The following is a 25,622-nucleotide window of genomic DNA, read 5'->3' as shown; positions in this document are numbered from 1 at the left end:
GCGGGTAGGGGATGGCAGATTGGCCTCAGGCCGACGTCAGATCATCTGCACCGTGTGGCCGAGCAGGGCGAACAGCGGTTCCTTGGTGGCTTCGAGCGCCGCCGAGACTTCTTCATGCGAGATCTCGCCGTCGAACATCCCCGCGGCCATGTTCGCCACGACGGCAATGCCGGCGTAGGGAATGCCGGCCTCGCGGGCCAGTGCCACCTCCGGATAGCCGGTCATGCCGACGACGCTGCCGCCCATCTGCGCATACATGCGGATCTCTGCGGGCGTCTCGAAGCGGGGCCCGTTCGTGCAGACGTAGGTGGCAGTGGGGGCCACGTCGATGCCCTCGGCCTCTGCTGCGGCAGCCAGGGCAGCGCGCAGCGACGGGTCGTAGGGCGTCGTCATGTCGGTGTGGGTGACCTGGCCCGGCTGATCGAAGAAGGTGGCAGCGCGGCCGGTGGTGAATTCCAGGTAGTCGTCGAGCAGCAGGAACGAGCCCGTCCCCCGCTCAGGCACCATCGAGCCCACGACGCTCACGGCCAGGATGGCCGTGGCTCCCAGATCCCCGATGGCCGCTATGTTGGCGCGGTAGTTGATGGCCGACGGCGGGATCGAGTGGTCGCCTCCGTGGCGCGGCACGAAGACGATCTGCCGCCCGTGCCAGCGGCCGGTCATGGCGTGAGCCTCGCCCCAGTCGGTCTGCACGTCGTGGTGCGCTGCCTCGGTCAGGCCAGGCAGCTCGTAGAAGCCCGTCCCGGCGATGATCCCCACCGGGGGACGCTCGTGGCCCGCGCCGCCGTTCCCGCCGGTCTCGTTCGCATCGCTCATCTCACTCACGTCCCAGATTCCTGCGCCAGTCGCTGCGCTCGATGCTGCACTTCATAGCGAGCCCGTGACTCGTCGACCGTGAGGCACACGCGGTCGGCAATCACTCGCTCGCCGCCTACCCAGACATCGGTGACGTGCCGGCTGCCCCCGGCCCAGGCCACATGCGCGATCAGCTCCTGGGGCGAGGTGACCGGCACGAACGCAGGGTCGTCGAGGTCGAGCCGGATCATGTCGGCCCAGCGGCCGGGCTCCAGCACGCCCGTGTGCAGGTCCAACGCCTCCGCACCGCCGCGGGTCGCCATGGAGATCACCTGCTGAGCGCTCATCACGGTGGGATCGAGCGAGGTCACCCGTGCCAGCAGCGAGGCGATCTTGATCTCCTCCCACAGATCCAGGTCGTCGTTGGACGCAGGCCCATCGGTAGCGAGCGACACCGTGATGCCCCGCTCGATCATCTCGGGCACCCGGGCCACACCCGAGCCCAGCTTCATATTGCTGACGGGGCAGTGAGCCACGGCAACGCCGGACGAGGCGTAGACGTCGAGGTCGGCATCATCCAGCCAGACGCTGTGTGCTGCGAGCACGCGCCCGTCGAGCGCGCCGGCGTCGGCCAGCAAGCGCGGCACGCTGGCCCCGCCGTGTTGCTTGGCGAGCGCATCACCCTCATCGGCGGTCTCCGCCACGTGGATGTGCAGCAGGGCGTCCCGCTCGCGGGCCGCGGCCGCGATCTCCGCGCAGGCGCCCACACCGAGGTCGTACGCCGAATGCGGAGCGAACCCGATCGTGACGAGGCCCGATGGGTCGTCCACCGCGTCGTGCACGGCAGCGATCTCGCCGACTCGATCGGCGACGCTTCCGGTGTCGTCCAAGTGCGCCACCGACAGCACCCCCGGGCACATGACCAGCCGGATGCCGGCCTCACTGCCCGCATCGATCACGTCGTGTTCGAAGGCGTACATCTCGCAGGTGGTGGTGACGCCCGAGCGCAGCATCTCGACCGAGCCCAGCGTCATCCCCCACCACACGTCGGTGGGATGCAGGCGGCCCTCTCGTGGCCACATCACCTCCTCGAGCCAGGCCATCAACGGCAGGCCGTCGCCCGCACCGCGCACCAAGGTCATCGGCGTATGCGCATGGGTGTTGACGAGACCCGGCATCAGCAGCCCGCCCAGGTTGATCACCGGTGCATCAGTGGCCGATGCGTCGGCGGCGGCGCCGACCCATGCGATGCGCCCGTCCGCACGAACGTCCACCGCCCCCCGCTCGATCATCGCGAAGTGCTCGTCGCAGGTCAGCACGACATCGGCGAGATAGCGGATGTCGATCGAGGGGGCGTCTGATCCGTTCGGCACGGCCTCATCTTCGCACCGGCGGGCGGCGAGGGGTCAACGCGCCCGCCCGTGACACAATCTGCGGCCGTGACCCTGTTCCTGCAGCGGGTCTTCGACTCGTTTGCCAACGGCTCCGCGTACGCAGCCTTGGCGGTGGCGATCTCGATGGTGTTCCGCTCGACCGGGGTGCTGAACCTGGCGCAGGGCCAGATGGCGATGCTCTCCGCGTACATCGCCGTGGTGTTCGCTGCGGGCGCCGACCCTGGCGTGGCGTTCTCGGGCTGGCTGACGCCGTTCGCCACGCCGTGGCCGATCTGGGCGGCGGTTGCCGGCGCGGTCGTCGTGTCTGCCGCGGTGGGCGCCTTGCTGGAATACACGGTCATCCGGCCGATGCGCGGCGATCCCGTGCCGACCATCGGGGCGACGCTCGGGCTGTACCTGCTCATCGGCACCTTCGTGGTGAAGCACTTCAGCGGTCGCCAGAGGTTCCTGGGCTCTCCATTCCCGCAGGAGCACACCGACCGGTTCATCATCGGCGGTGCTCGGCTGTGGTTCGACACCATCGGGCTGACACTCACGATGCTGGCGGCCATCGGCCTGCTCGCGCTGATACAGCGCACGACCAAGGTCGGGCTCGCCTTCCGGGCCATCACCTCCAATCGCGACAGCTCTGCGCTCGTGGGCATCAGAGTGGAGTGGGTGGTGATGGGCGGATGGGCGGTCGCAGCAGCCTTGGGAGGGCTGGCCGGCGGTCTCATTGCGGGCGAGCTGAACGTGCGCCCCGACATGATGGAGCGTCTCCTGATCTTCGGCCTTGCAGCCGCCACGCTCGGCGGCCTGCGCAGCCCCGCCCTGGCGCTCGCCGGGGGCTATCTGTTCGCCTTCGCCGAGACGATGATGGCTGGCTACGTCGGCTTCATCGACAGCCAGGTCACGCTGGTGTGGGCACTCGGCGTGCTCATCGTGGTGCTGTCGGTGCGGCCGTCGGGCCTGCTGTCGCGCAAGGCCGCACGCGAGGGGCTGCGGACGTGACCGATTCGCACGAGCCGCCGACTCCCGGATCCGAATCACCGGTGTTCCGCCTGGGTCTTCGCGAAGCCCCCGTCCCGCACGGCAGTCCCGCTGTGAGCGTTCCCATCCCGCGGGCCGGCGCAGCACGCGAAGTCGCTGAATCGGACACGCCGGCCACGCCCGCTCGCGATCAAGCACCCGACGGCCCAGCGCCACTCGCCGTCATACCGTCCGACTCGACCCAGCCGGCCGCGGCGCGGTGGCCATCCCGGCTGACCGTTGCGGCACTGGTCGCGATCGCTGCGTTGGTGGTCGTGGTACCGCTGCGAGCCTCGTCCACCTTCCTCACCGATGTCACCCAGCTCGCAGCGTTCTGCCTCGTCTTCGCCGGGCTCTGGCTGCTGACGCACCGGATGGGTCTGCTGTCGGTCGGCCATGGAGCATTGACCGGCGTCGGCGCCTACGCGGCGCTGCACGCAGTGAACGACTTTGGCCTGCCGCCGATGCTGATGCCGCTGGCCGGCTTTGCGGCGGGCTGCGCGGTCGGTGCGCTGCTCGGCATCCCGGCGCTGCGCTTGCCGAAGGCGTACCTGGCGCTGCTGACCCTGTCGGCGGCAGTGGCGTTCCCGATCGTGCTGCGACAGCTCGACGGCCCGCTGCCGGTCACCCTCGACAGCGAGTTCATCGCGCCGACCTGGACCGGCATCGCACCCAACGACGAGCACATCTGGGAGTTCTGGATTGTGGTGGCGTGGGTGGCGGTTGCCTTCTGGCTGCTGCATGGCCTGCTGACGGGGCCGATCGGGCGCGCACTGGTCGCTACCAGGGATGAGCCCACCGCGGCCGCGACCTTCGGCGTGTCGGTGTACCGGCTGCGCTTGGCTGGGGTGAGCCTCAGCAGCGGTCTCGCTGGCCTGGCCGGCGGCCTCATGCTGATCCCGGTGAACTTCAACGACCAGTTTCAGTATCCCGAGGAACTGTCGATCAAGCTGTTCGCCCTGACGATCGCCTTCGGCAGCACGGCGATCGGGGGCAGCCGGCTCATCATGACCGTTCCGGCGGCAACCGTTCTGGTGCTCTTGCCGGTCTGGCTCGTCGACCGGCCCGGTTGGGTCAACCAAGGCGGCTGGATCGGCTTCTTGAAGTCTGAGTTCTTCCTGTATGCGGCGCTGCTGCTGGTGGCCGCCTACGCACGCAGCCGCCGGGCGCGCGCCGTGCGGCTGTACGACGCATGAGCGCCGCCGAGCGCTGGAACGCGAAGTACGCCGACTGGCATGAGCCAGGCCTGCCGTCAGGATTCGTGATGGACCAGGCCGGGCTGCTGGCCGACTGCCCGACGGCGGTTGATCTGGCGGGCGGCGCAGGCGGCACAGCACTTTGGCTCGCCGAGCAGGGCATCGAGACCACGCTCGTCGATGTCTCCGAGCGCGCGCTGCAGGTTGCCGAGAACACTGCTGCCGAGCGGGGTGTGCCGCTGCAAACGATCTGCACCGACCTAGAAGCCGATCCCGTGCCGACCCCGGGGCAGTTGAGTCGGCTTGCAGGCGCGGCGGTCCCAGATGGCGGCTGGCACGCGGCGGTGTGCACCAACTTCCTGCACCGACCTCTGCTGGGCGCGCTTCGCGAATTCCTCGTGCCCGGCGGTATCGCCTTGGTGCTGATCGCCACCGTCGAGAACCTGCTCGTCAACGCGCGCCCGAGCCGCCCGTTCCTGGTGGAGCTGGGCGAGCTGCCCGAGCTGTGCTGGGGCCTCGAGACGATCAGCTTCGACGAGGAGTGGTTCGGTCAGCGCCACGAGGCGCGCCTCGTCGCTAGGTACCCGAGCTGAAGCGTGCCCTTGCGCGTGCTGGGCAGACAGAAATCTGGCCCGGCAGCGCTCAGCCGAGCAGCCAATCCGCAGGGGTGATGTCCGCGTCGGCGTAGAGCCGCGACTGGAAGCGGCGCATGCCCGACAGCCAGCGGTCGATGTCGGATGCTTTGCGCTCGCGGTAGGTCTGCACCTCGGGGTGGGGCAGCACCAGGAAGCGCTCCTCGGCCATGGCCTCGATGACCGTGTCGGCCAGTTGGGCGGGCTGCAGGATGCCGTCGCCCGCAGCGGCGCCCGGCGTGCCTCGCTCCTGGTCGCCATCGCCGGTGCGGTCAGGGCTGTTGGCCAAAATGTTGGTCTCGACCGCCTGCGGGCACAGCATCGACACCACAATGCCCTTATCGCCGTAGGTGATCGCGAGGAATTCGCCCAGCGACACCGCGGCGGCCTTGGTGACCGCATATTGCATTGAGCCGAGCTGGGTCAGCAGGCCTGCCGCTGAGGCCGTATTGAGCAGGTAGCCGCCGCCGCGTTCGACCATGACGGGAACCGCCGCGCGTGCCGCATACACGTGGGACATCACGTGCACTTCCCACATTCGCTGGATCTCGTCGTTCGCCGCTTCCAAGCCGCCCTGGGTCACATAGCCGGCGTTGGAGACGAACACGTCGAGCGCACCGTGCGCTGCGACGGTGTCGGCGACTACCGCCTTGATGGCGTCCTCGTCGGTGACGTCGAGCCCGACGGCTGTGCCGCCCACCCGATCAGCCACCGCCTGCGCGCCGGCCTCGTCACGGTCGACGACCACCAGTGCCCGCGCCCCTTCTGCCTTGAATCGCTCGATGAGCGCTTCCCCGATTCCGCTCGCACCGCCGGTGACGACAGCGACCTTTCCAGCAAGTTCCATGGCCCGGCAGCGTAATCTCGCGGCTCGGACTCGACGCTGGCTTGGAGGTCCGATGGCGGCACCGTTGGACGATGTGAAGGTGATCGAGGTGGACAGCTGGATGGCCACCCCCTCGGCTGGCGCGATCCTCGCCGACCTCGGCGCCGATGTCATCAAGGTGGAACCGCTCGACGGCGACCCGATGCGGGGTTACAGCCGTCCGGCGAAGCTGCCGCCGGAGATCAAGGACTACGACTTCCAGTTCGACGTCGACAACCGCGGCAAGCGCTCGATCGCGGTGGACTTGGGCTCGCCGCAGGGTCAGCAGGTGGTCCACCGGCTCATCGCCGGCGCAGACGTGTTCATGTGCAACCTGCTCGTCCACCGCCAGGAGCGATTCGGCCTCGACTCGGCCACGGTGACGGCGGTCAACCCGCGCATCGTGCACGCCACGCTGACGGGCTATGGCACCTCCGGTCCCGAGGCATGGCGCCCTGGCTACGACGTCACCGCATTCTTCGGCCGATCGGGCATCTACGACGCCATGAGGGAAGGACCCGACGGCGCAGTGCCGATGGCGCGCCCCGCCCAAGGCGACCACACCACGGGCCTGGCGCTGGTGGGTGCTGTGCTGGCGGCCCTGCGGCTGGCCGAACGCACCGGCGAGGCTCAGGTCGTCGAGACATCGCTCTACGAGACCGCGGTGTGGACCCAGGCGTCCGATTACGCCATCACCGCCGTCGACAGGGCGCCGCTGCGCCAGCGTGCCCGGGAGAACATGATCGTCCCCACCGCCAACCGCTACCCCTGCGGCGACGGCAAGTGGGTGGTGCTCAATATGCCCGCCGAGAGCGCCTGGCCATTGCTGTGCCGGGTCATCGAGCGACTCGACTGGATCGACGACGAGCGCTTTGCCGATATCCGCGGCCGGTTCGCCCACATGCCCGAGATCGTGGCCGGCATCGACGAGGCGCTCGCGCACCGCACCCGCGACGAGTGGGGCGAGATCTTCGATGCCGAGGGAATCATCTGGGGCCCGGTGCTGGGCTTGCACGAGGTAGCCGACGATCCCCAAGCCGAGGCGCTCGGCCTCTTCCCCACGCTGGACAGTCCCGACATCGGCCCCTACCGCAGCGTCGGCATCCCGATGCGATTCGCCAACGCCGACGTCGGTCCGCGCGGCCCCTCACCAAGACTGGGCGAGGGCACCCGCGACATCTTGACCGCCGCAGGCCTCTCCGAGGGCGAAATCGACGACTTAGTCGCCAATCGCACTGTTCTGGACACACCTGTAAGCGAGTCGGACTGACTGCGGCCGGAGGCCAGACTCAGACGCGCCCCGGATGCCGAGCGCGCTGGAGCAAAGTCAGCACGCGCCGCCACAAAGACGGCAACCCGAAGTCGAATATCAGTCCGCGGCTGACATCGACGCGCGGATAGCGCGTCGAACGGCCGACGGGTGCTTTCGTCGAGTCCATCGCGGTCACAGTAACACCCACACAAAAGGCACCAAGTAGACGAACAGGAGCGTGAGAACTGCTTGGGCGCCGACCAGGCGCTGAGCTCGCCGCACGATGTCCTCGTTGTAGTTGAAGTGCTCCAGGAAGTTGATCACGAGGTGGCGCCGCAACCGTGGCAACCCGTCGACGCGTCCGGGGAAGCTCGTCAGCTGGTCGAAGTTGGCCACTTCTCTCCAGTGTCTCGCCACCGTGTGGGTGTTGATCCATGTGGCCCCATTGACGAGTGCTACTGCCGCGAAGGCAGCAGCGACAATGAGTGCTCGAACGCCCACTACGGCCGATGTGTCGGCGGATTCCGGCCGAGACGCGACGGCGACCGAAACGGCGGTCACGAAGATCGCCGTCATCGCAAGAAAACCAGCGACGATCAGCTGGGATTGCCGCTGCGCATTTGCTAGGCGAACGTCCTGCTTGTTCCGAATTTCCCTCGCCTCCACGAGGACTTGATCCCACGCGCCAAGAGTGTCGCTGCCAGCTTTGTCAATGGACACGATGCAACCCCTTGACGACATTGCCAATGCCGGCTTCTAGCAGCTTCGCCGGCCATCTCGATGCTGATTTTCGGGCTGCGCAGAATCACCGATTTGCCTAAGAGTTGGGAAACCGTCTCGACGGACGCAGCTTCGACACTTGCCAACGACGCCGGTACGGTCAGCGGCACCAGAGCGGTGCGAAGTACCTGCGTCGCCGAGATCGTGGCGGGCGAGTGCTCGGCGGTTGTCATGGCTGTGGCCACGGCGAACAGCTCAGGCGCAGGCTTCAGGGAGCGAGCCGATGACCAAGAGGGGTTACTCGCTATCGGATGGGGGCGAACGTTCTCGAGTCGATGTCGGCGGTAGGAAGCTCCGGCCGTGCGGTACCTATGCAGCATTCCAGCGCCACCTGAAGCGTGACGAGGAACCCTGCGCGGCCTGCACAGAGGCAGCGAGGCTCTGGCGGCTGTACACGAGCGCTCGCAGCAAATACTGGAGCCAGCGCAGGCGAGGTACCCGTGTTCGCGACCTGAGACCGCTGTTCGACCAAATGCGGCAGCGCGAAATCGACTACCGGGCGCTGGAACAGTGCTCTGACACTCCGCAACCGCCGAGCCGACGCTGGACTGTGTATCGGTTCGACTTCGAGAACGGCCAGCAGTACGCAGGCATCACTCAGCGATCGGCATGGGCCCGCGAAGCCGAACACACATCGGGCGACGCGCGCTTGACGGGCGGCTCAGCGCGCATCAGCGATCTGGTTGCTGAAGGCGTCGAGTACGAACTTGTCATCGTTGCGACTGACCTGACCGAGGGCGAGGCATACGAACGAGAACGCATTGAGATCGCGCGACTCGAACAGCCGCTGAACGTTCAGGGGCCAGTGCGCACCAACCCGATCGCGCGCGCTGGGGATGTCCGATGACGAGATCGACGGACTGATCGCCGATGATGCCGTGCGCGAGGCACAAGAGCGCCGCGTCTAAGTTCGCTTCCATAGACCCACCACCGAGGAGGTGCCCGGAATGCGACACGTCTTGATCGTGGCCAACCAAACCCTCGTCGGCGGCCACCTGCACGAGCGCGTGGAGCACATCCTCGCCGTCGATCCCGAGACCCGGTTTCACATCGTCGTGCCCGCGACAGGTGCGAACGGTCCTGATCCCGCGCGGGCGCTCGCCGGTGCACGCCGCAGGCTCAGCCAAGCGTTCGAGGCACTCGACGACATTGGTGCCCGGGTCACCGGCGAGGTCGGCCCCGCACATCCCGTCGTGGCGGTCAACTTGGCCATTGACCGGCTGAATCCCGACCTCATCATCTTGAGCACATTGCCCGCCGGCGCCAGCAGGTGGCTGCATCTCGACCTGCCCCATCGGCTGCAGCGGCGCTTCGGCGTTCCCGTCGAGCACGTCTCGGCGGAGACGCAGACCGTCGATCGCGCAGGCACGTTCGAGCCGCCGGTCATCCACGCTCCTGACGACACGGTTCATGTGCTGCTAGCCGAGGAGAACCAGCACGACGTCGACGTGATCACCATGGCCCTCGCCGAGGCCGGCACCCGCAACCAGCTCCGTGTGGCCCATGACGGTGCGAATGCCCTGGCGTTCATGCGTGCAGTAGGTCCGTCAGAGATCGATCTCGTCCTGTTCGACCTGAAACTGCCGGTGGTCAGCGGGTTCGATCTGCTCGCCGAGACACGCGCCGCCGACGAATTCAACAAGGTGATGATGGTTGCGCTCACCACCGACGAGGCCGCCGACGACCGTGCCCGCGCGTATGACCTCGGCGCGGATGCGTTCGTGATGAAGCGGCCCGACTACAGCCAGATGGCCCACGTCATCGACGACCTGCTGGCCGAGGTCGCCGGCTAGCCCGCGATCGGATTCCTCTCCTGCCCGCGATCACAAATCGGTTGCGATGCGGGACAATGCAGCTATGACATTTGTGATGCTGACGCTGATCGGAACCGGCGTCTTCTAGGACCGCCGCAACGTCGCCGGTCGCGTTCAGTGACCGGCGACACGGGCGGCGTTCATGCCGCCCGGGAAGCCGATCTCGGCGGGGGCCTCGACCTGGCTCTGCAACACCCAGCCGAGCAGGCCGTGCCGGTCGCAGATGGCCGTGTGCGTGCCGGCCAGCCCCTGGGGTGCCACCACCGTGGCCGCGTCGAAGTAGAACCACTCCCCCGCTGGCACGCGCAGCAGCTGCAACGTCACGTCGGTGTTGATGTAGGCGCCACCGGACGGGGAGAAATCCCACCCCACAGCCGCGCCGAGATCGGCCAGTGTGGCAACCCGCACCAGCGAAGACGTCTCCTCGCCGGCCATGAGCGGATGGTCCAATCGCAGCCACGTGCGGCCGGGGCCCGGCTCCTCCGTCGAGCCGCCGACGAAGCGAAAATCCACCGCGTCGGCGTTGAAGCCGGGACGCGGGTAGTCGATGTCGGGATTGGCTCCGGGGTCGGCGCGCTCGGCCGGGATCGGCGGCAGCGACTGCCCGTCACCCCCAGGCTCGCCGTCCGAGAGCGCAGTGGGCGTCAGCCATTGTGAAGCTGCCCGCGCCACCAAGCGCCCGCCTCCACCAGCACCCGATGCCTCGCGCACTTCGGCGTCAACGAGCGCCGTCCGCTTGCCGCCCTTCACGATGGTCGCAGCGACCTCATAGATCGCCATCGGCATGCCGGAGAGGATCTCCACGGTCAACCGGCTGCACACCTGCGAGATGCCGAGCCGCCGCTGCTCGCGCTCGACTGCCCAGCCCAGCAGGCCGCCGATCGCGCCGCCGTGCATCACCTGGTGCGCCCACGGACCGCGCGTCAACTCTGTCGCGCGCACGCCGCCGGCCCCCAGCACGAAGAGCGCAGGCGGCATACCCCCCGGGGGCGATGTTTGAGCGGGGTAGGAGTTCGCGCTACTCGGCTCAGATCCGATGTTCTCCACGGCGACAAGCTAGGTGGCAGGATGTTGGATCGCCTGTTTTCGTGTTCAAGCGATGCAGGCGAGCAACAGGGGAAGGGGCGCCGTGACAGACACCGCTGCGGTGGCTCGGGATGCGCCGCCGGTCGCCACGGCGAGGCCATGGTGGGCGCGCCTGCACCCGATCGGCTGGATGGCAGGGTCCACGATTGTCCTCGCATTCGCGGCCCGGCTGTTCTGGGACACCGAGTACTGGATCGGCAACCTGGTGTGGTGGAACTGGTTGGTCCTCGCGGGAGCGCTCGCGATGGGGCTGTGGCACGACGGGCTGGACCGGATTCGCCGGGGCGTGGAGTCGATCGCCACGTTCGGCCTGACCGCGGCGTGGATCCTGGCGTGGGTGGTTTTCCTGCTGCAGTTGTTCAACGTCATCACCCGCTACGGCAATGACCTCGTCGAGACCGACATCCTCTTCGGCGAAACCACCAGCCTGGCGTGGCAGTCGTTCGCGCTGATGTTCCTGCTCGCCATCAACTTCGGCGTGCGCGAAGGCGTGAACCCGCGCATCGATTTCTGGTGGGCCAACTTCAGCGCCAAGCGCAAGGCCTGGCTCGACTTCGTCATTCACTCGGCCCTGCTGCTGCCCTTCATCGTCATGGCCATTCGGATCCTCAGGGGTTACGCGGCCACCTCGCTGGGCCGTCGGCACAACGGCGAATGGCCCAGCAGCTGGCGGGTCTGGGAGACGTGGGAAGAGGGCGTTGATGCAGGCAGCCTCCCGGTAGGACCGATCAAGGTGATGCTCCTCGTTGCGTTCATCCTGTTCGGCCTGCAGATCCTTGCGGAGATGATCAAGACCGGCTTCGTGATGATCGGCGACGACGAGAAGGGCGACCTCGTCGAACACGAGTCGCCGCTGCGCGTCGAGTAATCCCTCATGAGCGACCTCCTGGCCATCTTCGGCATGGATACGGGCGTGTTCTTGGCCCTGACGATGTTCGTCGTCTTCATGGGCATGATCCTCACCGGCTACAACGTCGCGTTCTCGTTCGCCGCGACAGCCTTGGCGTTCGCATTCATCGGCGATCTCACCGGGTCGTTCAACACCGCCACGCTGAACACGCTGCCGGCGCGCTGGTTCGTGAACATCAGCGACCCAGTGCTGCTGGCGGTGCCGCTGTTCGTGCTGATGGGCGCCATCCTGGAGCGATCCGGCATGGCCGAGCGGCTGCTGAACGCCGTCGGCATGCTGATGGGCGCGCTGCGCGGCGGCGTGGCCGCTGCGGTGGTGCTGGTGGGCACCTTGCTGGCTGCCGCGACCGGCGTGGTGGCGGCCACCGTCATCGTGATGGGCCTGCTGTCGCTGCCGGCAATGGTGCGGCTCGGCTACGACAACAAGCTCTCGACAGGTGCCATCACCGCCTCGGGCACGCTCGCGCAGTTGCTGCCACCCAGCATCGTGCTGATCCTGCTGGCCCAGCAGATGGGCGTGGGCATCCTGGGCCTGTTCGCCGGTGCCCTGCTGCCCGGCCTGATGCTCAGCGGCCTCTACGTGGCCTACGTGCTGATCGTGTCGTGGTGGAAGCCCGACATGGGCCCGGCCATGCCGCTCGAAGAGCGCAAGCTGGAAGGCAACCCGTCGATCCAGACCAAACTGCTCATCGCAGCCCTGCTGGGCTTCATGGTCGGGTGCGTGATGCTGCTCGCGAATCTGCGGGTGGCAGCCATGGCGGCGGTGCTGGTGCTCATCGTCAGCTTCGCGATCATGGCGTTCACCCGGATGCTGGCGTGCGAGGTGCTCATCGCGATCGTGCCGATCGTGGTGCTCATCCTCGGCGTGCTGGTGTCGATCTTCCAGGGGATCGCCACGCCTTCCGAATCGGGCGCAGTCGGCGTGTTCGGAGCGCTGGCGCTGACGGGCTTGAACTGGCTGTTCGACCGCCTGCTCATGCGCGAGGGCGCCACCCACATCACGCCCCAGTGGCGGCTCAGCCGTGCTGCTGCCGTGCAGGCGGGCAAGTCGACCGCCAGCGTCGTGGTGCTGGTGATGACGCTGCTGTTCAGCTCCACCTTCTTCAGCGCCATGTTCTTCCAGCTCGGCGGCTCCGATCAGACCTCCGAATGGCTCACCTCGATCGGCGGCGGGAAGCTGGGCTTCGTCATCGTCGCGATGATCGCTGTGTTCCTGCTGGGCATCAACCTGGAGTTCCTCGAGATCACCTTCATCGTGGTGCCCATCTTCGTTCCGGCCATGGAAATTCTGGGTTTCACCCAGGACGAGAAGATCTGGTTCGCCGTGATGATGGCGGTGAACCTGAACATGGCGTTCATCTCGCCGCCGGTGGGATTCTCGCTGTTCTACTTGCAGAGCGTGGCGCCGCCCGAAGTGCGCACCGCCGACATCCACAAGGGCGCCATCCCGTTCATGGGATTGCAATCCATCGCCCTGATCATCCTCGGCGTGTTTCCGGGAATCGTGTACACGTCGCTCGAACTGTTCAGTTAGCTGCGCAGCCTGTCCGGCGCAATTTCGGTGCGTGCTAATTTCGCGCGACGTAGTTGGCGCGACTTGCGCGCCTGCGGGGAGGCACTACCTATGACTATGCACGACGAGGCCAGTCCGGAGACTGCTCTCGATGAAGGCATCGAAGACGCTGGCTTCGACCGGCGATCGTTCCTCAAGGCCGGTCTCGGCGTAGCAGGATTCGCGGCGGCCGCAACGGTGCTCAACGCCTGCACCTCCGACGACGGAGACACCGCAGCAACGACCGAAGGTCCCGCCGCCACCGACGCCCCGGCCACATCGGTGGCGCTCACCCAGGACGGCCCCGAGATCGAATGGGAAATGGCGACGAGCTGGCCGGCGGCGCTGGTGACCCTGTTCGGCTCGGCGAACTTCTTCGCCGAGCAGGTGAGCCGGCTCACCGGCGGCAGGTTCAAGATCAATCCTCGACCCGCTGGCGAGATCGTGGGCGGCCTTGAGGTGCTGCCTACCGTGCGTGACGTCGGCGTGCAGGCGGGCCACACGGCGTCGTACTACTACGTCGGGCTCAGCCCCGTGCAGCAGTTCGGCACCGCTGTGCCGTTCGGGCTGACGCAGCGCCAGCAGAACGCCTGGCTGTACAAGGGCGGCGGCCTCGACATGCTCAACGAGTTCTACGCCGAAGAGCATGGCGTCATCGCCTTCCCGGCCGGCGGCACCGGCTGCCAGATGGGCGGCTGGTTCACCAAGGAGCTCAATTCGGTCAGCGACCTGCAGGGCCTGAAGATGCGCATCCCCGGTCTTGCGGGGCGTGTGCTCGAGAGCCTCGGCGGCGAGCAGGTCACCCTGGCGGGCGGCGAGATCCTGCCTGCGATCCAGCAGGGTGCGATCGACGGCGCCGAGTTCGTGGGACCCACCGACGACTTGATCCTCGGCCTCGACCAGTTCGCCGGCGATCTGTTCTACTACCACCCGGGCTGGTGGGAACCGGGCACGGCGGTCGAGGTGCAGTTCCCGCTGTCGCTGTGGAACGACCTGCCGGCGGAATACCAGGCAGCCATCGAGATTGCGGCGGCATCGGCGAACATCAACACGATCGCCGACTACGACGTGCGCAACCAGGCCGATCTCCAGCGCGTCAAGGAGTTCGCCAGCATCCGCCAGTTCCCCGACGAGCTGATGGCGGCGTTCAAGGAAGAGACCGAGAACGTGCTGGACGCGGTGGCGGCGGACGATGCTCGCTTCGCCGCCATCTTGGCGCCGTGGCGGGAGTTCCGTGACGGCATCGCCGAGTGGCACGGCCTGGCGGAGCGTTCCTTCCTGGACCAGCAGACGCAGATCTAGCCGGACCTCACCGGCTCGGGGCCGACATCAGCCCGCTGTCGGGCACGCCGTGACGTCGTAAGGCGGCGCGTAGGATGCCGCTGTGCATCCGTTCAGATTTGGTGTCCAGTACGGCAAGCCAGAGAGTCCAGCGGCGTTCCGCGAGATGGCACGCAAGGTGGAGGATCTCGGCTACTCGACCTTGTTCTGCCACGACCATTTCTGGGACAGCTGGTCGCCCATCGTGCATCCCGCTGTTGCGGCGGAGATCACCACGACGCTGCGCGTCGGGACCCTGGTGTACGCAGCCGATTACCGGCACCCCGCAGTGCTGGCGAAGGACTTCGCCACGCTCGACCTGCTGGCAGAAGGCCGCACCGAGTTCGGCATCGGCGCCGGCTGGCTGACCGAGGACTATGAGCAGTCGGGCATTGCGCTCGACCGGCCCGGAGTGCGCATCGACCGCATGATCGAGGCGTTGGAGGTCATCAAGGGGCTGTGGACCGGCGAGCCCTTCGACTACGACGGCGAGCACTACCAGATCTCCGGCATGGTGGGCCGCCCGCTGCCCCACACGCCGGGCGGACCGCCCGTCATCATCGGCGGCGGCGGCAAGCGGGTGCTGAGCGCAGCTGCCCGCCTTGCCGACATCATCAGCCTGAATCCCAATCTGCGGTCTGGCACCGTGGGCCCCGATGCTGCCCGCAGCTCGGTAGCGGACAAGTTTGTCGAGCGCCGCCAGTGGATTGCCGATGCCGCCGGCGACCGATTCGCCGACATCGAGATCCAGCTCAACACGTTCATGGCGTTGGTGTCCGACGACGCCGACAGCATTCTCGCGCAGTTCGCGCCTGGCTTCGGGCTGACACTGGAAGAGGCGCGCGAAGTTCCCTTGGTGCTGGCCGGCACGGTCGACGACATCTGCGAGCAGCTGCATCACCATCGCGAGACCTACGGCGCCAGCTACATCATCATCCACGACCCCGAGGTCGACGCGATGGCCCCAGTGGTGGCCCGGCTCGCCGGCACCTGAGCCCTGTCGCCCGCCGTGTCGCGAATGACGCGATTGCACTGCGACAATGAATCCATGACATCAACGCAGGAAGACTCAACGCCCGAAAATGATGGTGACGCGTCTCACGGCGCGCGCGAGGCTCAGCGACGCAGCCGTCGGCTGCCGTCTATCCGCCCTGTTCGACAGAGGAGGCCTCCTGTGGGCACCACGCACGTCACCGTCACCGTCAAGAACCCAGCAGCACGCGATCGCGCCTGGCAAGGCGAGTTCCTGGTGGACACCGGCGCCATCGAGTCGCTGGTGCCGCGCCAGCACCTCGAAGCCATCGGCGTCGAGCCGTTCGGATCTCGCACATACGAGATGGCCGACGGCCGTCGACTGCAATTCGACATCGGAGGTGCCGAGCTCGAGTTCATGGACGAGATGGTCATGGGCACCGTGGTGTTCGTCGACGACGACGTCGAGCCGTTGCTCGGCCTCACCGCGCTGGAGTCAGCCGGCATCGAGGTCGACCCGCGCAACCAGCAGCTCAAACGCCTGTCCGCCGTGAGACTCAAGGCGCTCGCTGCCCACTGACCCACGCCGCTGAAAAAATCGCTTCGGGTCATTCGAGGCACTGCCATTACGATTTCCCCATGTCGCGCATCGAGGTGCTGCTCTCGGAGGATTTCCACCGGCTGCTTCGCAAACTGGCCGACGCTGAACAGAGCACGACGAGCGAGTGCGCGCGCACGCTGATCGAGACTGTGCTCCGGCAACTCGATGATCGCGTCAGCAGCGTGGACGAAGAGGCTCTGAAGGCGCAGTTCGCTGACTTCGCCCGGGAGTATCCGGCACTTCGGCGGGAGCTCTTTGATGCTGACGCCGACCTGCGCTTGGACGAGCCCACCGCACCGAGCGCAGAATCGGGTGGTGCGATCCCGTCCTCATCGGGTTCTTCATCAGCGGACGACGGGGATGCGGCCTTGACAGGTCACCTGGCTGATCGGCACGTCTATGCGATGGCGGTTCGGATACCTCGCGATGCCAAACCCGACAGCGATGTCGTCACGATGGCGAGCATGCTGGAACCACACGATTGGACATCGTCACGGGTCAGGATGCTCAGCAAGTACATCGTGCACATGTATCTCGCCGGTGACGAGCCGTTCGATGGGCCGCTGATCGTCTATCCGCAATCACAGCCAGATCCTCGTTCCGACAGCGCGAGGGCGTGATCATTGTTGATGACGACCTTGCGCTCAGGGCGCTGCAGGGTGACGACACCTACTGGCCGACCGAGACCCCGACAATCCCGTGGGTGCTCTACGCCCGATTGCTCACGGCATTGCAGAGCCCGTCAGACGCGGGGAGACTGAGCCGGCGGGCAACGCCCGAAATGGTGCAACGGGCATTGTCCCCGCCCGAAGCCGTCTTGCAGGTTCTTGACCCGCGACCGTATACCGGCCTCGCTACTCGCCTCAAGCTCGAGTACCGACTCAACATGATCGCCGCCGATCTGCTGGGTGCCGCTGTCCATCACCGGGCACCTGTGCTCTTAGCCGTCGGGAACGTGGGACAGCACTGGCCTGAAATCTGCGATCTGGAGCAGGTCGAGCTGCGCGTCATCGCACAAGATGAGTCGGACTGATCCGAACAGCGTGTCCGTCACACCCTCGGCCTATCTTGCCTGCTGTGAGCACGTCAGGGCCTGCAGACGAGGCGGCAGGCGACGACCATGCGCTGTCGGGAGGCGGATTGGCGGTGGTCGGAGTCGGGTTCGGTGCCGAGGCGCGTGAGGCTGTCGCCGACTTCGTGACCCGGGCCAAGGCCTGCGACCCGCTCGGGGCGGCCACTGTCGTGGTGCCGTCCAACTACACGGGCCTGTCGTTGCGGCGCGAACTCGGCAGGCGCAGCGGCGGCGTGGCCGTGCTCGAGACGCTCACGATCGCTGCGCTGGCCGATCGCCTCGGCGGATCGTCGCTGCAGCAATCGGGGCGGCGTCCTCTGAGCAGCATGGCGATCGCAGCGGCCACTCGTATCGCGCTCGCCGAAGAACCCGGTCCGTTCGGTCCCGTCGCCGGCCATCATCAGACGGCCCGCGCTCTGGCCGACACATACCTGGAGCTGCGCGATCTGTCGGCCACCCAGCTCGACCATCTCGCCGCCGCCTCCGAGAGAGCCTCCGGCGTGGTGGATATCTGCCGACGAGTTCGGGCGTCGCTGCGGCACAGTTGGTACGACGAGTTCGACCTTATGTCGGCTGCCGCGGAACACGTCGCCTCGCTTGATGCTCTCCCATCCGAACTGGGCAGCATCTGCGTCTACCTGCCTCGCACACTCAATCAGCACGAGATGCGCCTGCTGCGCGCACTCGGCGATGTTCCGGCCACGGCTCGGGTCGAAGTGCTCGTCGGGCTGACCGGCAGCGACAGCGCAGACGCAGCGGCGAAGCGCATCTGCAGACGTCTGCGCGTCGCGGTGCCGATGCTTGACGATCAGCGTCGGGAATCGCTGTGCAGCGCTGCGTGCGCCGACAGGATCGTGAGCGTCACCGATGCCGACGAAGAAGCTCGCACCGTGGTGCGCGAGGTGCTCGCAGACCTCGATGAGGGCATCCCCCCAGGCAGAATCGCGGTGTATCTCGGCGCGGCCGAGCCGTACGGACGCACACTCGAAGATCAATTCGCTGCCGCCGGTGTCGCCACGTACGGCAACACGGCCCGAACGCTGGCCGAGTCGATCTACGGGCGGTTCGCACTGGGCCTCGCCGCGCTGGCCGACGCCCATCTGGACGAGCCTCGCCTCGAGCGCCGCGACGTCTTCGACCTGCTCGCCGGCGCGCAGGTGCCCCGCCAGGTGCATGGCGGGCATCACGTCGATGCGATGGGCACCGATCAGTTCTTCGTGCCCGATTCGGCATGGGAGCGCCTCGCACGGGCAGCGCACGTGGTCGGCGGCGGCGACTGGACGTCACGGCTGGGGCGCTACTGTGCCGAGTTGCGCGAAAGCGCGGCTCGCGAGCAGGACAGCGACGATCCCAGTCGGGCCCGGTGCCGACGGCTTGAACGCGAGGCAGCAGAGTGCGACGCAGCGTCGGCATTCATGTCGGAGATGCGAGAGCGCCTCATCGACGGCCGAACCAGGCACACGTGGCAGAGCCTGTGCAATTGGATGCAGTCGTCGCTACGTCGCTACCTGGGCGCGCTGGGTCGAGCGCCGTGGCTCGGAGACTGGCCTGAGTGGGAGATCACCGCGGCAGAGCGCATCGAGGGAGTGCTCGAACGGCTTTCCGACCTCGGTGCCTTAGAACCGCTCGTCAGCTTCGACACAGTGCATCAAGCGCTTCAGGCCGAGCTCGCACAGCCCCACGGTCGCAGCGGAACCGAGGGCATGGGCGTGTACGTCGGTCCGCTGGCCGGCGCGCCCGACGTCGCTGCCAGCCGGAGCTATGTCGTCGGGCTGGCCGAAGGCATCGTTCCCACCAGACCTCAGCCCGACAGCCTCGTCAACGAGGACGAGCGGCGATCACTGGACGGTGCACTGAGCCTGCACGCCGACGTTGCAGCCGACAGCCACCGGGTCCTACTCGCTGCTATCGCCGGCACCGCGCAGCACTGCGCGTTGCTGGTGCCGCGCGGCGACCTGCGCCAGAGCGCGGAATATGTGCCGTCGCGCTGGCTGGCAGACACGGCACGCCGGCTCGACAGCACGGGGCGCTACTTCGCCGACGGGTATCTCGACGCCGCGAACCTCGCAGCCGCAGCGCTCGATGATCGGGTATCGGGCATAGTCGAGCACCCATCGTTCCTGGGTGCCGTGCGCACCTGCGACTTCCCTGCTGCCGATTGGGAATACGACGCAGCGAGCCTGCTCGAGTCGAGTCCCGCCTCGTTGAGCCGACAACAGCATCCGGCATTCGCCGATCCCGCGTTCCGCCACGGCGTCGAACTCTCCGCAGCGCGCCGCAGCGCAGAGTTCACGCGTTTCGACGGGAACCTCACGGGAGTCATCGACAGCGAGAGCGCCTTGGCAGACGTCGTGTCGCCGACGCGCCTCGAGGCGTGGGCGTCGTGCCCTCGCCGGTACCTGTTCGAGCATCTCCTCAAGGTACGTGCCGTAGCCGATCCCGAGCAGATTGTTCGGCTCAGCGCGCTCGATCGGGGCCACCTGGTGCACGAGGCGATCGATCGCTTCTACCAACCGCTCATCGCGAATCGCGAGGCATGGACATCAAGCGAGCCGATGCCGAGCCAAGGCTCGGGACGGCCGCCGCCTGGTCCGGGCCGCCCGCCGACCGACGAGGATCGCAGCGAGCTCGTCGGCGTGGGGCGCCAGCTCGCCGACGAGGCCGAACAGCGCGGGATGACAGGCCTGCCGCTGCTGTGGCAACGTGATCGTGAGAGGTTGCTTGCCGATCTCGGCGAACTGCTCGACCGCGACAGCCAGCGCGAGCCGCACTCGCGCGGGGACATCGAGAGCTCAGAGTTTCGTTTCGGCTTCGACGGCTCCGCGCCGGCGGTCCCCTACCGTCTCGACGACGGGAGCGTGATCCGTTTCCGGGGCATCATCGACCGCGTCGAGCGCCACATCAAGGGCGATCTGATCGTCGTCGACTACAAGACCGGCAAGACCGACGATTACCGCAGCATTACTAAGGGTGAGGGTGCTGACCCCACGGTCCGGGGCACAAAGCTGCAACTGCCGGTGTACGCGCTCGCGGCAGCCGCCCACTTCGGACGAAGCGAGACGACACGCGAGGCCGTGCTGAGCGCGTACTGGTTCGTCTCGACCGCCGAGGGACGCTGGATGTGGCTGCAGTTGAGCATCGACGAGCCGGTGCTGGCTCGCTTTCGCGAGGTGGTCAGTGCAATGGTGCGCGGGATCCGCAGCGGAGTGTTCCCCGGCTTCGCCCGACCTGCCGACGACCGGCGCCAGTACCGCGTGTGCCCCTATTGCGACCCAGATGGGCTCGGCACCGCGGACATCGGGCATTCGTGGCGTCTCAAGCGAGACGACCCGGCGCTCGCAGTGTTCGCGCGACTGGCAGATCCGGACGGAGCGTCGCCATGACCGCGGTGCCGATGCCGGCTGCATCGCTGCGGAACGGCTCCGCCGGCGCCGGGCCGATCACTGACGAGCCGGTCGATCAGGCAGACCGCCATCGGGTCAATCGCCAAACCGGCACGACGATGTTCGTCGAAGCGGGCGCGGGAACCGGCAAAACCACGGCGTTGGTCAATCGGGTACTCGAACTCGTGACCGGCTCGAGTGCCGCACCAATCGGCTCGATCGCCGCCATCACGTTCACCGAGAAGGCGGCCGCAGAGTTGCGCAACCGCATCCGGGCGTCGCTGAACGAACTGCTCGAGTCGCCTGCTGACAGCGGCGCGAAGGAGACGTTGCAGGAGGCGCTCGACGGGCTCGACGGCGCAGCAATCTCCACGCTCCATGGATTTGCCCGCAGGATCCTCTCCGAACACCCGATCGAGGCTGGACTGCCGCCCCGCTTCGAAGCGCTCGACCAGATTGCGAGCGATGTCGAATTCGACGAACGGTGGCATCGCTTCGTCGACGATCTGCTGTCAGACCCCGACATCGGCTGGGCCGTCGAGCTGGTCGATGCCACAGACACCCCGCTCAGCATGCTTCGTGACATCGGCCTCGCCTTCAACGCGAACTGGGATCGTGTGCGCACTGACGACGTGCCGGTGCGAGCGGCCCCGGTCGATGCGAGCCGCATCATCGATCGAGGACTTGGGCTGATGGCGTGGCGGCATCCCGCCAGAGACTTCACCCCTGCTGCTACGAGGCTGCTGGCACGTCTCCACGGCTATCTGGAGCGGCTGAGCTCGGCGACGACAGACGTCGAGCGATTCGCTGTGCTCAACGAGTCCAGCGTCGATGGCAGCGGCGTGCCCAAGGGCGGCGGGGTCTTTCGGGGAGATGACTGGGCCCCGATCCGAGAGGGGCTCGCCGATCTGCGGGAGCAGTGCGCTGCCGCGGCCACCGAAACCATCGACGCCGCGATCGCCGCATTGTGCAATCGGATCGCCCGTTTCACCCTGGGCGCAGCCGAACAGCGCCGGGCGGCCGGGCGCCTGGAGTTCCACGATCTGCTCGTTCGCGCCCGTGATCTGCTGCGCGTCTCACCCGAGGCGCGTGCATCGCTCCACCGCCGCTATTGCCACCTGCTCCTCGACGAGTTCCAAGACACCGACCCGATCCAGATCGAGATCGCTGCGCTCATCGCCGCCGACAGCGACGCCGTCGGCGCAACCGAGCCGGTGCACCCGCCGCATTGGGACGACATCCACACGGCACCCGGTCAGCTGTTCTTCGTCGGCGATCCGAAGCAGTCCATCTATCGCTTCCGGAGAGCGGACATCGAGCTGTACGCCGACGCGCGACAGCGATTCGGCAGCGAGATCGGCGAACTGGCCAGCTTGCGAGTCAACTTCCGATCAACGGCGTCGATCGTGGCGTGGGTCAACGCAGTGTTCGGCGCGCTCATGGGGGGTGATGCGGACAGTTCTGCGGGCCGTTTGCAGGCTCCGTACGCGACCCTGACGGCAAACCGAGCCGACTTCGACAACAAGCCGGCGGTCACCGCGCTCGGCCTCGACGCTCACGACAAGAAGACCTCGGGCCTCACTGCCGACGGCATCCGCGCGGTCGAGGCGGCCGATGTCGCAGGCATCATCGCCGAGATCATCCACGACGGCTGGGAGGTGCACGACCGTCATCTCAACGACACCAGAGCGGCGCGCCTCAGCGACATCGCGATCCTGGTGCCGACCCGCACCTGCCTGCCTCAGCTCGAAGCCGGTCTGTCAGCAGCATCGGTGCCCTACCGGCTTGAGGCCTCCGAGTTCGTGTGGCGCAGCCGAACAGTGCGCGACCTGATGATGTGTCTGCGGGCTGCAGCAGATCCCGACGACTCACTGGCGGTGGTCAGCGCGCTGCGGACCCCGATGTACGGCTGCGGTGACGACGACCTGTACGCCTACTTCCGGGCCGTCGGGTCGTGGAGCTATTTCGCCTCCGAGGTCGTCTCGTCCCAGCATGGCGAGCATCATCGGGTCGCGTCGGCCTTGGCACATCTGCGAACGCTGTACGACGCGCACTCCCTGATCGCACCCGCGGTGCTGCTCGAACGTCTCGTGCGCGAGCGCCGCGTCTTCGAGCAAGCCGCTGCGGGGCCACGGACGCGCGATGTCTGGCGACACGTGCGGTTCGTCATCGACCAGGCGCGTGCCTGGTCGGAGAGCCAGCGCGGCGGTCTGCGCAAGTTTCTGCGCTGGGTGGAGATGCAGAGCGCCGAGCGGTCCAAGGTGACCGAGGCGATCCTGCCCGAGTCCGACGACGACTCGGTCCGGGTGATGACTGTGCATGCGTCGAAGGGATTGCAGTTTCCCGTTGTGATCGTCGCCGGGCTGCAGGGAAACGGCGCAAGCCCCTCCTCCGCTGGGGCGATGTTCGCCGATGAACGCGCCGACGACTCCGCCGATGGCCGGTACGGCGGAGCAGCAGCAGTGCGCCTGCGCAAGAACGCGCAGACGTCGACGTATGCGGATCTGGCCAATGGCAAGCGGATGGCGGAGCACCACGAGCGCGTCCGGCTGCTGTATGTGGCATGCACGCGAGCGCGTGACCGCTTGGTGGTCTCGCTTCACCGCGAGACGCCGTCGAGCGCGGGCGAATTGTTCAATCGCAGTCACGCACAGGTCATCGTCGATGCCATGTCTGCGCCCGGCGGTCCAGGCGACACCGAAGATGCAGCAACTGCGCCTCACCAGTGGGACTACCGCCACTACCGTGATCCCGAGGCCGAGATCGTAAGGTTGCGCGGGGCCAGCGGCCCGTCCCGCGACGCCAGCCGTCCCGATCGGGCCGAATGGCTGACACGACGCGACAGCGCTGCTGAGGCGTCGAGGCAGCGATCCGCTGTGAGCGCGACGGCCATCGCGCACCGGGCGGCCGGCGACGACGCAGACGGATCGTTCGGCTCGCGGCCGGAGGTGTACGCCAAGAACGAGCCCGATGACCGCCTCGGCGTCGGGCGCGCCCCGGTCCGCCGCGGACGCGGCGCGACCGCGACCGGCAAAGCCGTCCATGGCGTCCTGCAATCGATCGACCTTCGCAGCGGCATCGGGCTCCGACCGCTCGCAGCGGCACAGGCAGTCGCCGAAGGAATCGGGGGTCGCCAAGACGTCATCGAGGCGTACGTGCGGTCGGCACTCGCGAGCGACGAGGTGCAAGGCGCTGCGCGTGCGCCCCACTGGAAGGAGGTGTATGTCGCCGCGCCGACTGGCGACTCCGACTCGCCCAGATCGCTTTCGACCGTCGTCGAGGGCTTCGTTGACCTGATGTACGCAGACTCGGCAACCGGCGGGCTCGTCGTGGTCGACTACAAGACCGATGCGCTCGGCGAGATGCCCGACTCCGACAGCGAACGTGCCCAGCAGTACCGTCGGCAGTGCGCCGCCTATGCCTGGTGCCTTGAACGGGCAACCGGCAAACCGGTCAGCCGGGTGGTGCTCCTGTACCTGCAGGCAGACGGTTCTCCCGCCACTGCTGATGCGCTCGTCGGCGACGCCCTTCGCGGCAACATCGACGCCGTGGACGGCATTGCAGCAGCGCTGACGAGCCCGGGTGCCTGAAGATCACGCCAGCGCGCGGGGTGGGGGCTGATAGCCGCCGGTGAGCTCGCCGATGCGGCGGGCCAGCGCCATCGTGGTGCGGTCGCCGCCGTAGGGGCCGACCACCTGGAACCCCACGGGCAGGCCCTGAGTGGTGAGGCCCAGCGGCGGCACGGTGGCGGGCAGGTACGACATGCCGGTCAGGATCGTCCAGCGGGTCATCTCGATGTAGGGCCGCTCGATGCCGTTTGCGGGGATGCGGCGCTCGGCGAAGGTTCCCTCCTGCATGTGGTCGAAGGGCGGGTGAAAGCTCACCGGCATGAGGATCGCGTCGTAGCCGGTGAAGAAGTCCGCCCACTTGCGGCGGCACTCCTCGCGCGCCATGTGACGCTCGAGCCATTCACGATGGCCAGGGCCTTCGCCGCGGCCCGCAAGCGTCATGGCGGCCCGCACCAACCACAGCCCCGTCTCCCACGCCGGCATCGGATCGATGTCCGGACGGGCGGCGTGGTCGACGCTCAGGCCGCTGGCCTCGAGGGCCGCGACAGCCGCATTCATGACCTCGAGCACGTCCCCGTCGACCGGGCAGTAGTCGTCGTCGAGCCATGCGGCGACACGCAAGCCGCCGATGTCATCCGGCGCAGGCGGCAGCTGCGGCACCCACGGCTCCTCGGTGCGCAGCAGCACGTCGAACAGCAACTCCAGGTCGTCGCAGCTGCGCGTCAGCGGGCCGAAAACGTTGATGTCCGGCTCGGTGGTGCCGCCGCGCAGGTGATCGAGGTAACCCGTGGTCGGGATCACCCCGAAGCTCGGCTTGTGGCCCCAGATGCCGTTGTACGAAGCCGGGAATCGGATCGAACCGCCGATGTCGGTGCCGATCTCGAAGCTTGTGAAGCCCATGGCGGTCGCCGCTGCCGCACCGCCCGAGGAGCCGCCGGGCACCTTCGTCAGGTCCCACGGGTTGCTGGTGGTGCCGAAAAGGTCATTGAACGATTGGTTGTCGGCCGACCAGCGCGGCAGGTTGGTCTTGCCGATCACGATCGCTCCCGCAGCACGGCAGGCCGCCACCACGGCCGCATCGGTGTCGGGAATGTTGTCGGTCAGCTCCCGCGCCCCGCCGGTCGAGCGGATGCCCTCGGTCATCAGGGCGTCCTTGGCGGTGAACGGAACGCCGTGCAGCGGCCCGAGTGTGCCACCGCCCGCCTGCGCAGCATCGGCAGCAGCGGCGCGCTCGAGCGCCGCTTCGAAGTCGCGGGTGACCACTGCGTTGATGTCGCCGTCGAGCCGCTCGATGCGGTCGATGACATGGGCAGTCAGCTCGCGGCTCGACAGCTCCCCCGCGGCGATGGCTCTCGCCTGCTCGCTCGCACTCCACAGTCCCGGGTCATCGCTCGCCATCTTGTCCCCTGATCCCCACGCGCC

The 25,622-nt window shown here is 67.4% G+C and carries 21 protein-coding genes; 15 read left to right on the top strand and 6 right to left on the bottom strand.

All coding sequences use genetic code 11. From position 1 onward, the window contains the following. Positions 1 to 36 precede the first annotated feature (36 nt). Complete coding sequence (locus ACOQPE_RS08425) at positions 37 to 816, bottom strand: S-methyl-5'-thioinosine phosphorylase (protein ID WP_420611375.1); 780 nt, start codon at positions 814 to 816, stop codon at positions 37 to 39. 5 nt (positions 817 to 821) lie between these two features. Then, positions 822 to 2,168: an amidohydrolase family protein gene (locus ACOQPE_RS08420; RefSeq protein WP_420608487.1), complete on the bottom strand. Its 1,347-nt coding sequence runs from the start codon at positions 2,166 to 2,168 to the stop codon at positions 822 to 824. Between the two features lie 48 nt (positions 2,169 to 2,216). On the opposite strand from ACOQPE_RS08420, the gene ACOQPE_RS08415 reads away from it, so the two are divergent. The 3 genes from ACOQPE_RS08415 to ACOQPE_RS08405 are packed head-to-tail and all read left to right on the top strand — an operon-like array spanning position 2,217 to position 4,986. After that, positions 2,217 to 3,179: a branched-chain amino acid ABC transporter permease gene (locus ACOQPE_RS08415; RefSeq protein WP_420608486.1), complete on the top strand. Its 963-nt coding sequence runs from the start codon at positions 2,217 to 2,219 to the stop codon at positions 3,177 to 3,179. Beyond that, entirely contained in the window at positions 3,176 to 4,393 is a 1,218-nt protein-coding gene (locus ACOQPE_RS08410) for a branched-chain amino acid ABC transporter permease (protein WP_420608485.1), read from the top strand. Before ACOQPE_RS08415 ends, ACOQPE_RS08410 begins: the two co-directional genes overlap by 4 nt. Further along, positions 4,390 to 4,986, top strand: coding sequence for a class I SAM-dependent methyltransferase (locus ACOQPE_RS08405; protein ID WP_420608484.1), 597 nt, complete (start codon positions 4,390 to 4,392; stop codon positions 4,984 to 4,986). The genes ACOQPE_RS08410 and ACOQPE_RS08405 overlap by 4 nt, the downstream gene beginning before the upstream one ends. Before the next feature lie 49 nt (positions 4,987 to 5,035). On the opposite strand, the gene ACOQPE_RS08400 is transcribed toward ACOQPE_RS08405, so the two are convergent. Beyond that, a complete protein-coding gene (locus tag ACOQPE_RS08400) occupies positions 5,036 to 5,872 on the bottom strand; it encodes an SDR family oxidoreductase (protein ID WP_420608483.1) in 837 nt (278 codons plus the stop codon). 52 nt (positions 5,873 to 5,924) lie between these two features. Between ACOQPE_RS08400 and ACOQPE_RS08395 the strand changes: the two genes are divergently transcribed. Then, on the top strand, positions 5,925 to 7,160 hold the full coding sequence (locus tag ACOQPE_RS08395; protein WP_420608482.1) for a CaiB/BaiF CoA transferase family protein: 1,236 nt from the start codon (positions 5,925 to 5,927) through the stop codon (positions 7,158 to 7,160). A 174-nt stretch (positions 7,161 to 7,334) separates the two neighbouring features. On the opposite strand, the gene ACOQPE_RS08390 is transcribed toward ACOQPE_RS08395, so the two are convergent. Further along, entirely contained in the window at positions 7,335 to 7,718 is a 384-nt protein-coding gene (locus tag ACOQPE_RS08390) for a hypothetical protein (RefSeq protein WP_420608481.1), read from the bottom strand. A 676-nt stretch (positions 7,719 to 8,394) separates the two neighbouring features. On the opposite strand from ACOQPE_RS08390, the gene ACOQPE_RS08385 reads away from it, so the two are divergent. Together ACOQPE_RS08385 and ACOQPE_RS08380 are read left to right on the top strand one after the other, a co-directional pair. Further along, positions 8,395 to 8,769 (top strand): hypothetical protein, encoded by a 375-nt coding sequence (locus tag ACOQPE_RS08385; RefSeq protein ID WP_420608480.1) that lies wholly within the window; start codon positions 8,395 to 8,397, stop codon positions 8,767 to 8,769. Between the two features lie 100 nt (positions 8,770 to 8,869). Then, positions 8,870 to 9,715, top strand: a complete 846-nt coding sequence (locus ACOQPE_RS08380) for a response regulator (RefSeq protein WP_420608479.1) — start codon at positions 8,870 to 8,872, stop codon at positions 9,713 to 9,715. Positions 9,716 to 9,850: 135 nt separating this feature from the next. Here ACOQPE_RS08380 and ACOQPE_RS08375 read toward each other — a convergent pair whose 3' ends face one another. Then, on the bottom strand, positions 9,851 to 10,783 hold the full coding sequence (locus ACOQPE_RS08375; protein WP_420608478.1) for a thioesterase family protein: 933 nt from the start codon (positions 10,781 to 10,783) through the stop codon (positions 9,851 to 9,853). Positions 10,784 to 10,865: 82 nt separating this feature from the next. Here ACOQPE_RS08375 and ACOQPE_RS08370 point away from each other — a divergent pair, with 82 nt between their 5' ends. The 9 genes from ACOQPE_RS08370 to ACOQPE_RS08330 all read left to right on the top strand — a co-directional run bounded on the left by ACOQPE_RS08370 (position 10,866) and on the right by ACOQPE_RS08330 (position 24,221). Next, a complete protein-coding gene (locus ACOQPE_RS08370) occupies positions 10,866 to 11,690 on the top strand; it encodes a TRAP transporter small permease subunit (RefSeq protein WP_420608477.1) in 825 nt (274 codons plus the stop codon). Positions 11,691 to 11,696: 6 nt separating this feature from the next. Beyond that, positions 11,697 to 13,265 (top strand): TRAP transporter large permease, encoded by a 1,569-nt coding sequence (locus ACOQPE_RS08365; protein WP_420608476.1) that lies wholly within the window; start codon positions 11,697 to 11,699, stop codon positions 13,263 to 13,265. Between the two features lie 90 nt (positions 13,266 to 13,355). Next, entirely contained in the window at positions 13,356 to 14,585 is a 1,230-nt protein-coding gene (locus ACOQPE_RS08360) for a TRAP transporter substrate-binding protein (protein WP_420608475.1), read from the top strand. Between the two features lie 82 nt (positions 14,586 to 14,667). Continuing rightward, on the top strand, positions 14,668 to 15,597 hold the full coding sequence (locus tag ACOQPE_RS08355) for a TIGR03621 family F420-dependent LLM class oxidoreductase (protein WP_420608474.1): 930 nt from the start codon (positions 14,668 to 14,670) through the stop codon (positions 15,595 to 15,597). Between the two features lie 180 nt (positions 15,598 to 15,777). Next, on the top strand, positions 15,778 to 16,155 hold the full coding sequence (locus ACOQPE_RS08350; RefSeq protein ID WP_420608473.1) for a clan AA aspartic protease: 378 nt from the start codon (positions 15,778 to 15,780) through the stop codon (positions 16,153 to 16,155). A gap of 59 nt (positions 16,156 to 16,214) precedes the next feature. Continuing rightward, positions 16,215 to 16,796 carry a hypothetical protein gene (locus ACOQPE_RS08345; RefSeq protein WP_420608472.1) on the top strand — a complete coding sequence of 194 codons (582 nt, stop codon included), beginning with the start codon at positions 16,215 to 16,217 and terminating at the stop codon, positions 16,794 to 16,796. Further along, entirely contained in the window at positions 16,793 to 17,209 is a 417-nt protein-coding gene (locus tag ACOQPE_RS08340; RefSeq protein ID WP_420608471.1) for a hypothetical protein, read from the top strand. The genes ACOQPE_RS08345 and ACOQPE_RS08340 overlap by 4 nt, the downstream gene beginning before the upstream one ends. A gap of 44 nt (positions 17,210 to 17,253) precedes the next feature. Next, entirely contained in the window at positions 17,254 to 20,631 is a 3,378-nt protein-coding gene (locus tag ACOQPE_RS08335; RefSeq protein ID WP_420608470.1) for a PD-(D/E)XK nuclease family protein, read from the top strand. Next, positions 20,628 to 24,221 carry a UvrD-helicase domain-containing protein gene (locus ACOQPE_RS08330; RefSeq protein WP_420608469.1) on the top strand — a complete coding sequence of 1,198 codons (3,594 nt, stop codon included), beginning with the start codon at positions 20,628 to 20,630 and terminating at the stop codon, positions 24,219 to 24,221. The genes ACOQPE_RS08335 and ACOQPE_RS08330 overlap by 4 nt, the downstream gene beginning before the upstream one ends. 3 nt (positions 24,222 to 24,224) lie before the next feature. On the opposite strand, the gene ACOQPE_RS08325 is transcribed toward ACOQPE_RS08330, so the two are convergent. Then, positions 24,225 to 25,598 carry an amidase family protein gene (locus ACOQPE_RS08325; protein ID WP_420608468.1) on the bottom strand — a complete coding sequence of 458 codons (1,374 nt, stop codon included), beginning with the start codon at positions 25,596 to 25,598 and terminating at the stop codon, positions 24,225 to 24,227. Positions 25,599 to 25,622: the final 24 nt, after the last annotated feature.

The organism is Candidatus Poriferisodalis sp. (assembly GCF_965219595.1).
Lineage (GTDB): Bacteria > Actinomycetota > Acidimicrobiia > Acidimicrobiales > Poriferisodalaceae > Poriferisodalis.
This window is presented reverse-complemented; position numbering and strand designations above follow the sequence as displayed.

What these genes read in the sequence shown, in the direction of transcription:
- ACOQPE_RS08395 (WP_420608482.1), top strand. Translation starts at nt 5,925, where the DNA reads ATGGCGGCACCGTTGGACGATGTGAAGGTGATCGAGGTGGACAGCTGG.
- ACOQPE_RS08425 (WP_420611375.1), bottom strand. Translation starts at nt 816, where the DNA reads ATGAGCGATGCGAACGAGACCGGCGGGAACGGCGGCGCGGGCCACGAG.
- ACOQPE_RS08385 (WP_420608480.1), top strand. Translation starts at nt 8,395, where the DNA reads ATGCGGCAGCGCGAAATCGACTACCGGGCGCTGGAACAGTGCTCTGAC.
- ACOQPE_RS08325 (WP_420608468.1), bottom strand. Translation starts at nt 25,598, where the DNA reads ATGGCGAGCGATGACCCGGGACTGTGGAGTGCGAGCGAGCAGGCGAGA.
- ACOQPE_RS08330 (WP_420608469.1), top strand. Translation starts at nt 20,628, where the DNA reads ATGACCGCGGTGCCGATGCCGGCTGCATCGCTGCGGAACGGCTCCGCC.
- ACOQPE_RS08380 (WP_420608479.1), top strand. Translation starts at nt 8,870, where the DNA reads ATGCGACACGTCTTGATCGTGGCCAACCAAACCCTCGTCGGCGGCCAC.
- ACOQPE_RS08390 (WP_420608481.1), bottom strand. Translation starts at nt 7,718, where the DNA reads ATGACGGCGATCTTCGTGACCGCCGTTTCGGTCGCCGTCGCGTCTCGG.
- ACOQPE_RS08365 (WP_420608476.1), top strand. Translation starts at nt 11,697, where the DNA reads ATGAGCGACCTCCTGGCCATCTTCGGCATGGATACGGGCGTGTTCTTG.
- ACOQPE_RS08400 (WP_420608483.1), bottom strand. Translation starts at nt 5,872, where the DNA reads ATGGAACTTGCTGGAAAGGTCGCTGTCGTCACCGGCGGTGCGAGCGGA.
- ACOQPE_RS08345 (WP_420608472.1), top strand. Translation starts at nt 16,215, where the DNA reads ATGTCGCGCATCGAGGTGCTGCTCTCGGAGGATTTCCACCGGCTGCTT.
- ACOQPE_RS08360 (WP_420608475.1), top strand. Translation starts at nt 13,356, where the DNA reads ATGACTATGCACGACGAGGCCAGTCCGGAGACTGCTCTCGATGAAGGC.
- ACOQPE_RS08405 (WP_420608484.1), top strand. Translation starts at nt 4,390, where the DNA reads ATGAGCGCCGCCGAGCGCTGGAACGCGAAGTACGCCGACTGGCATGAG.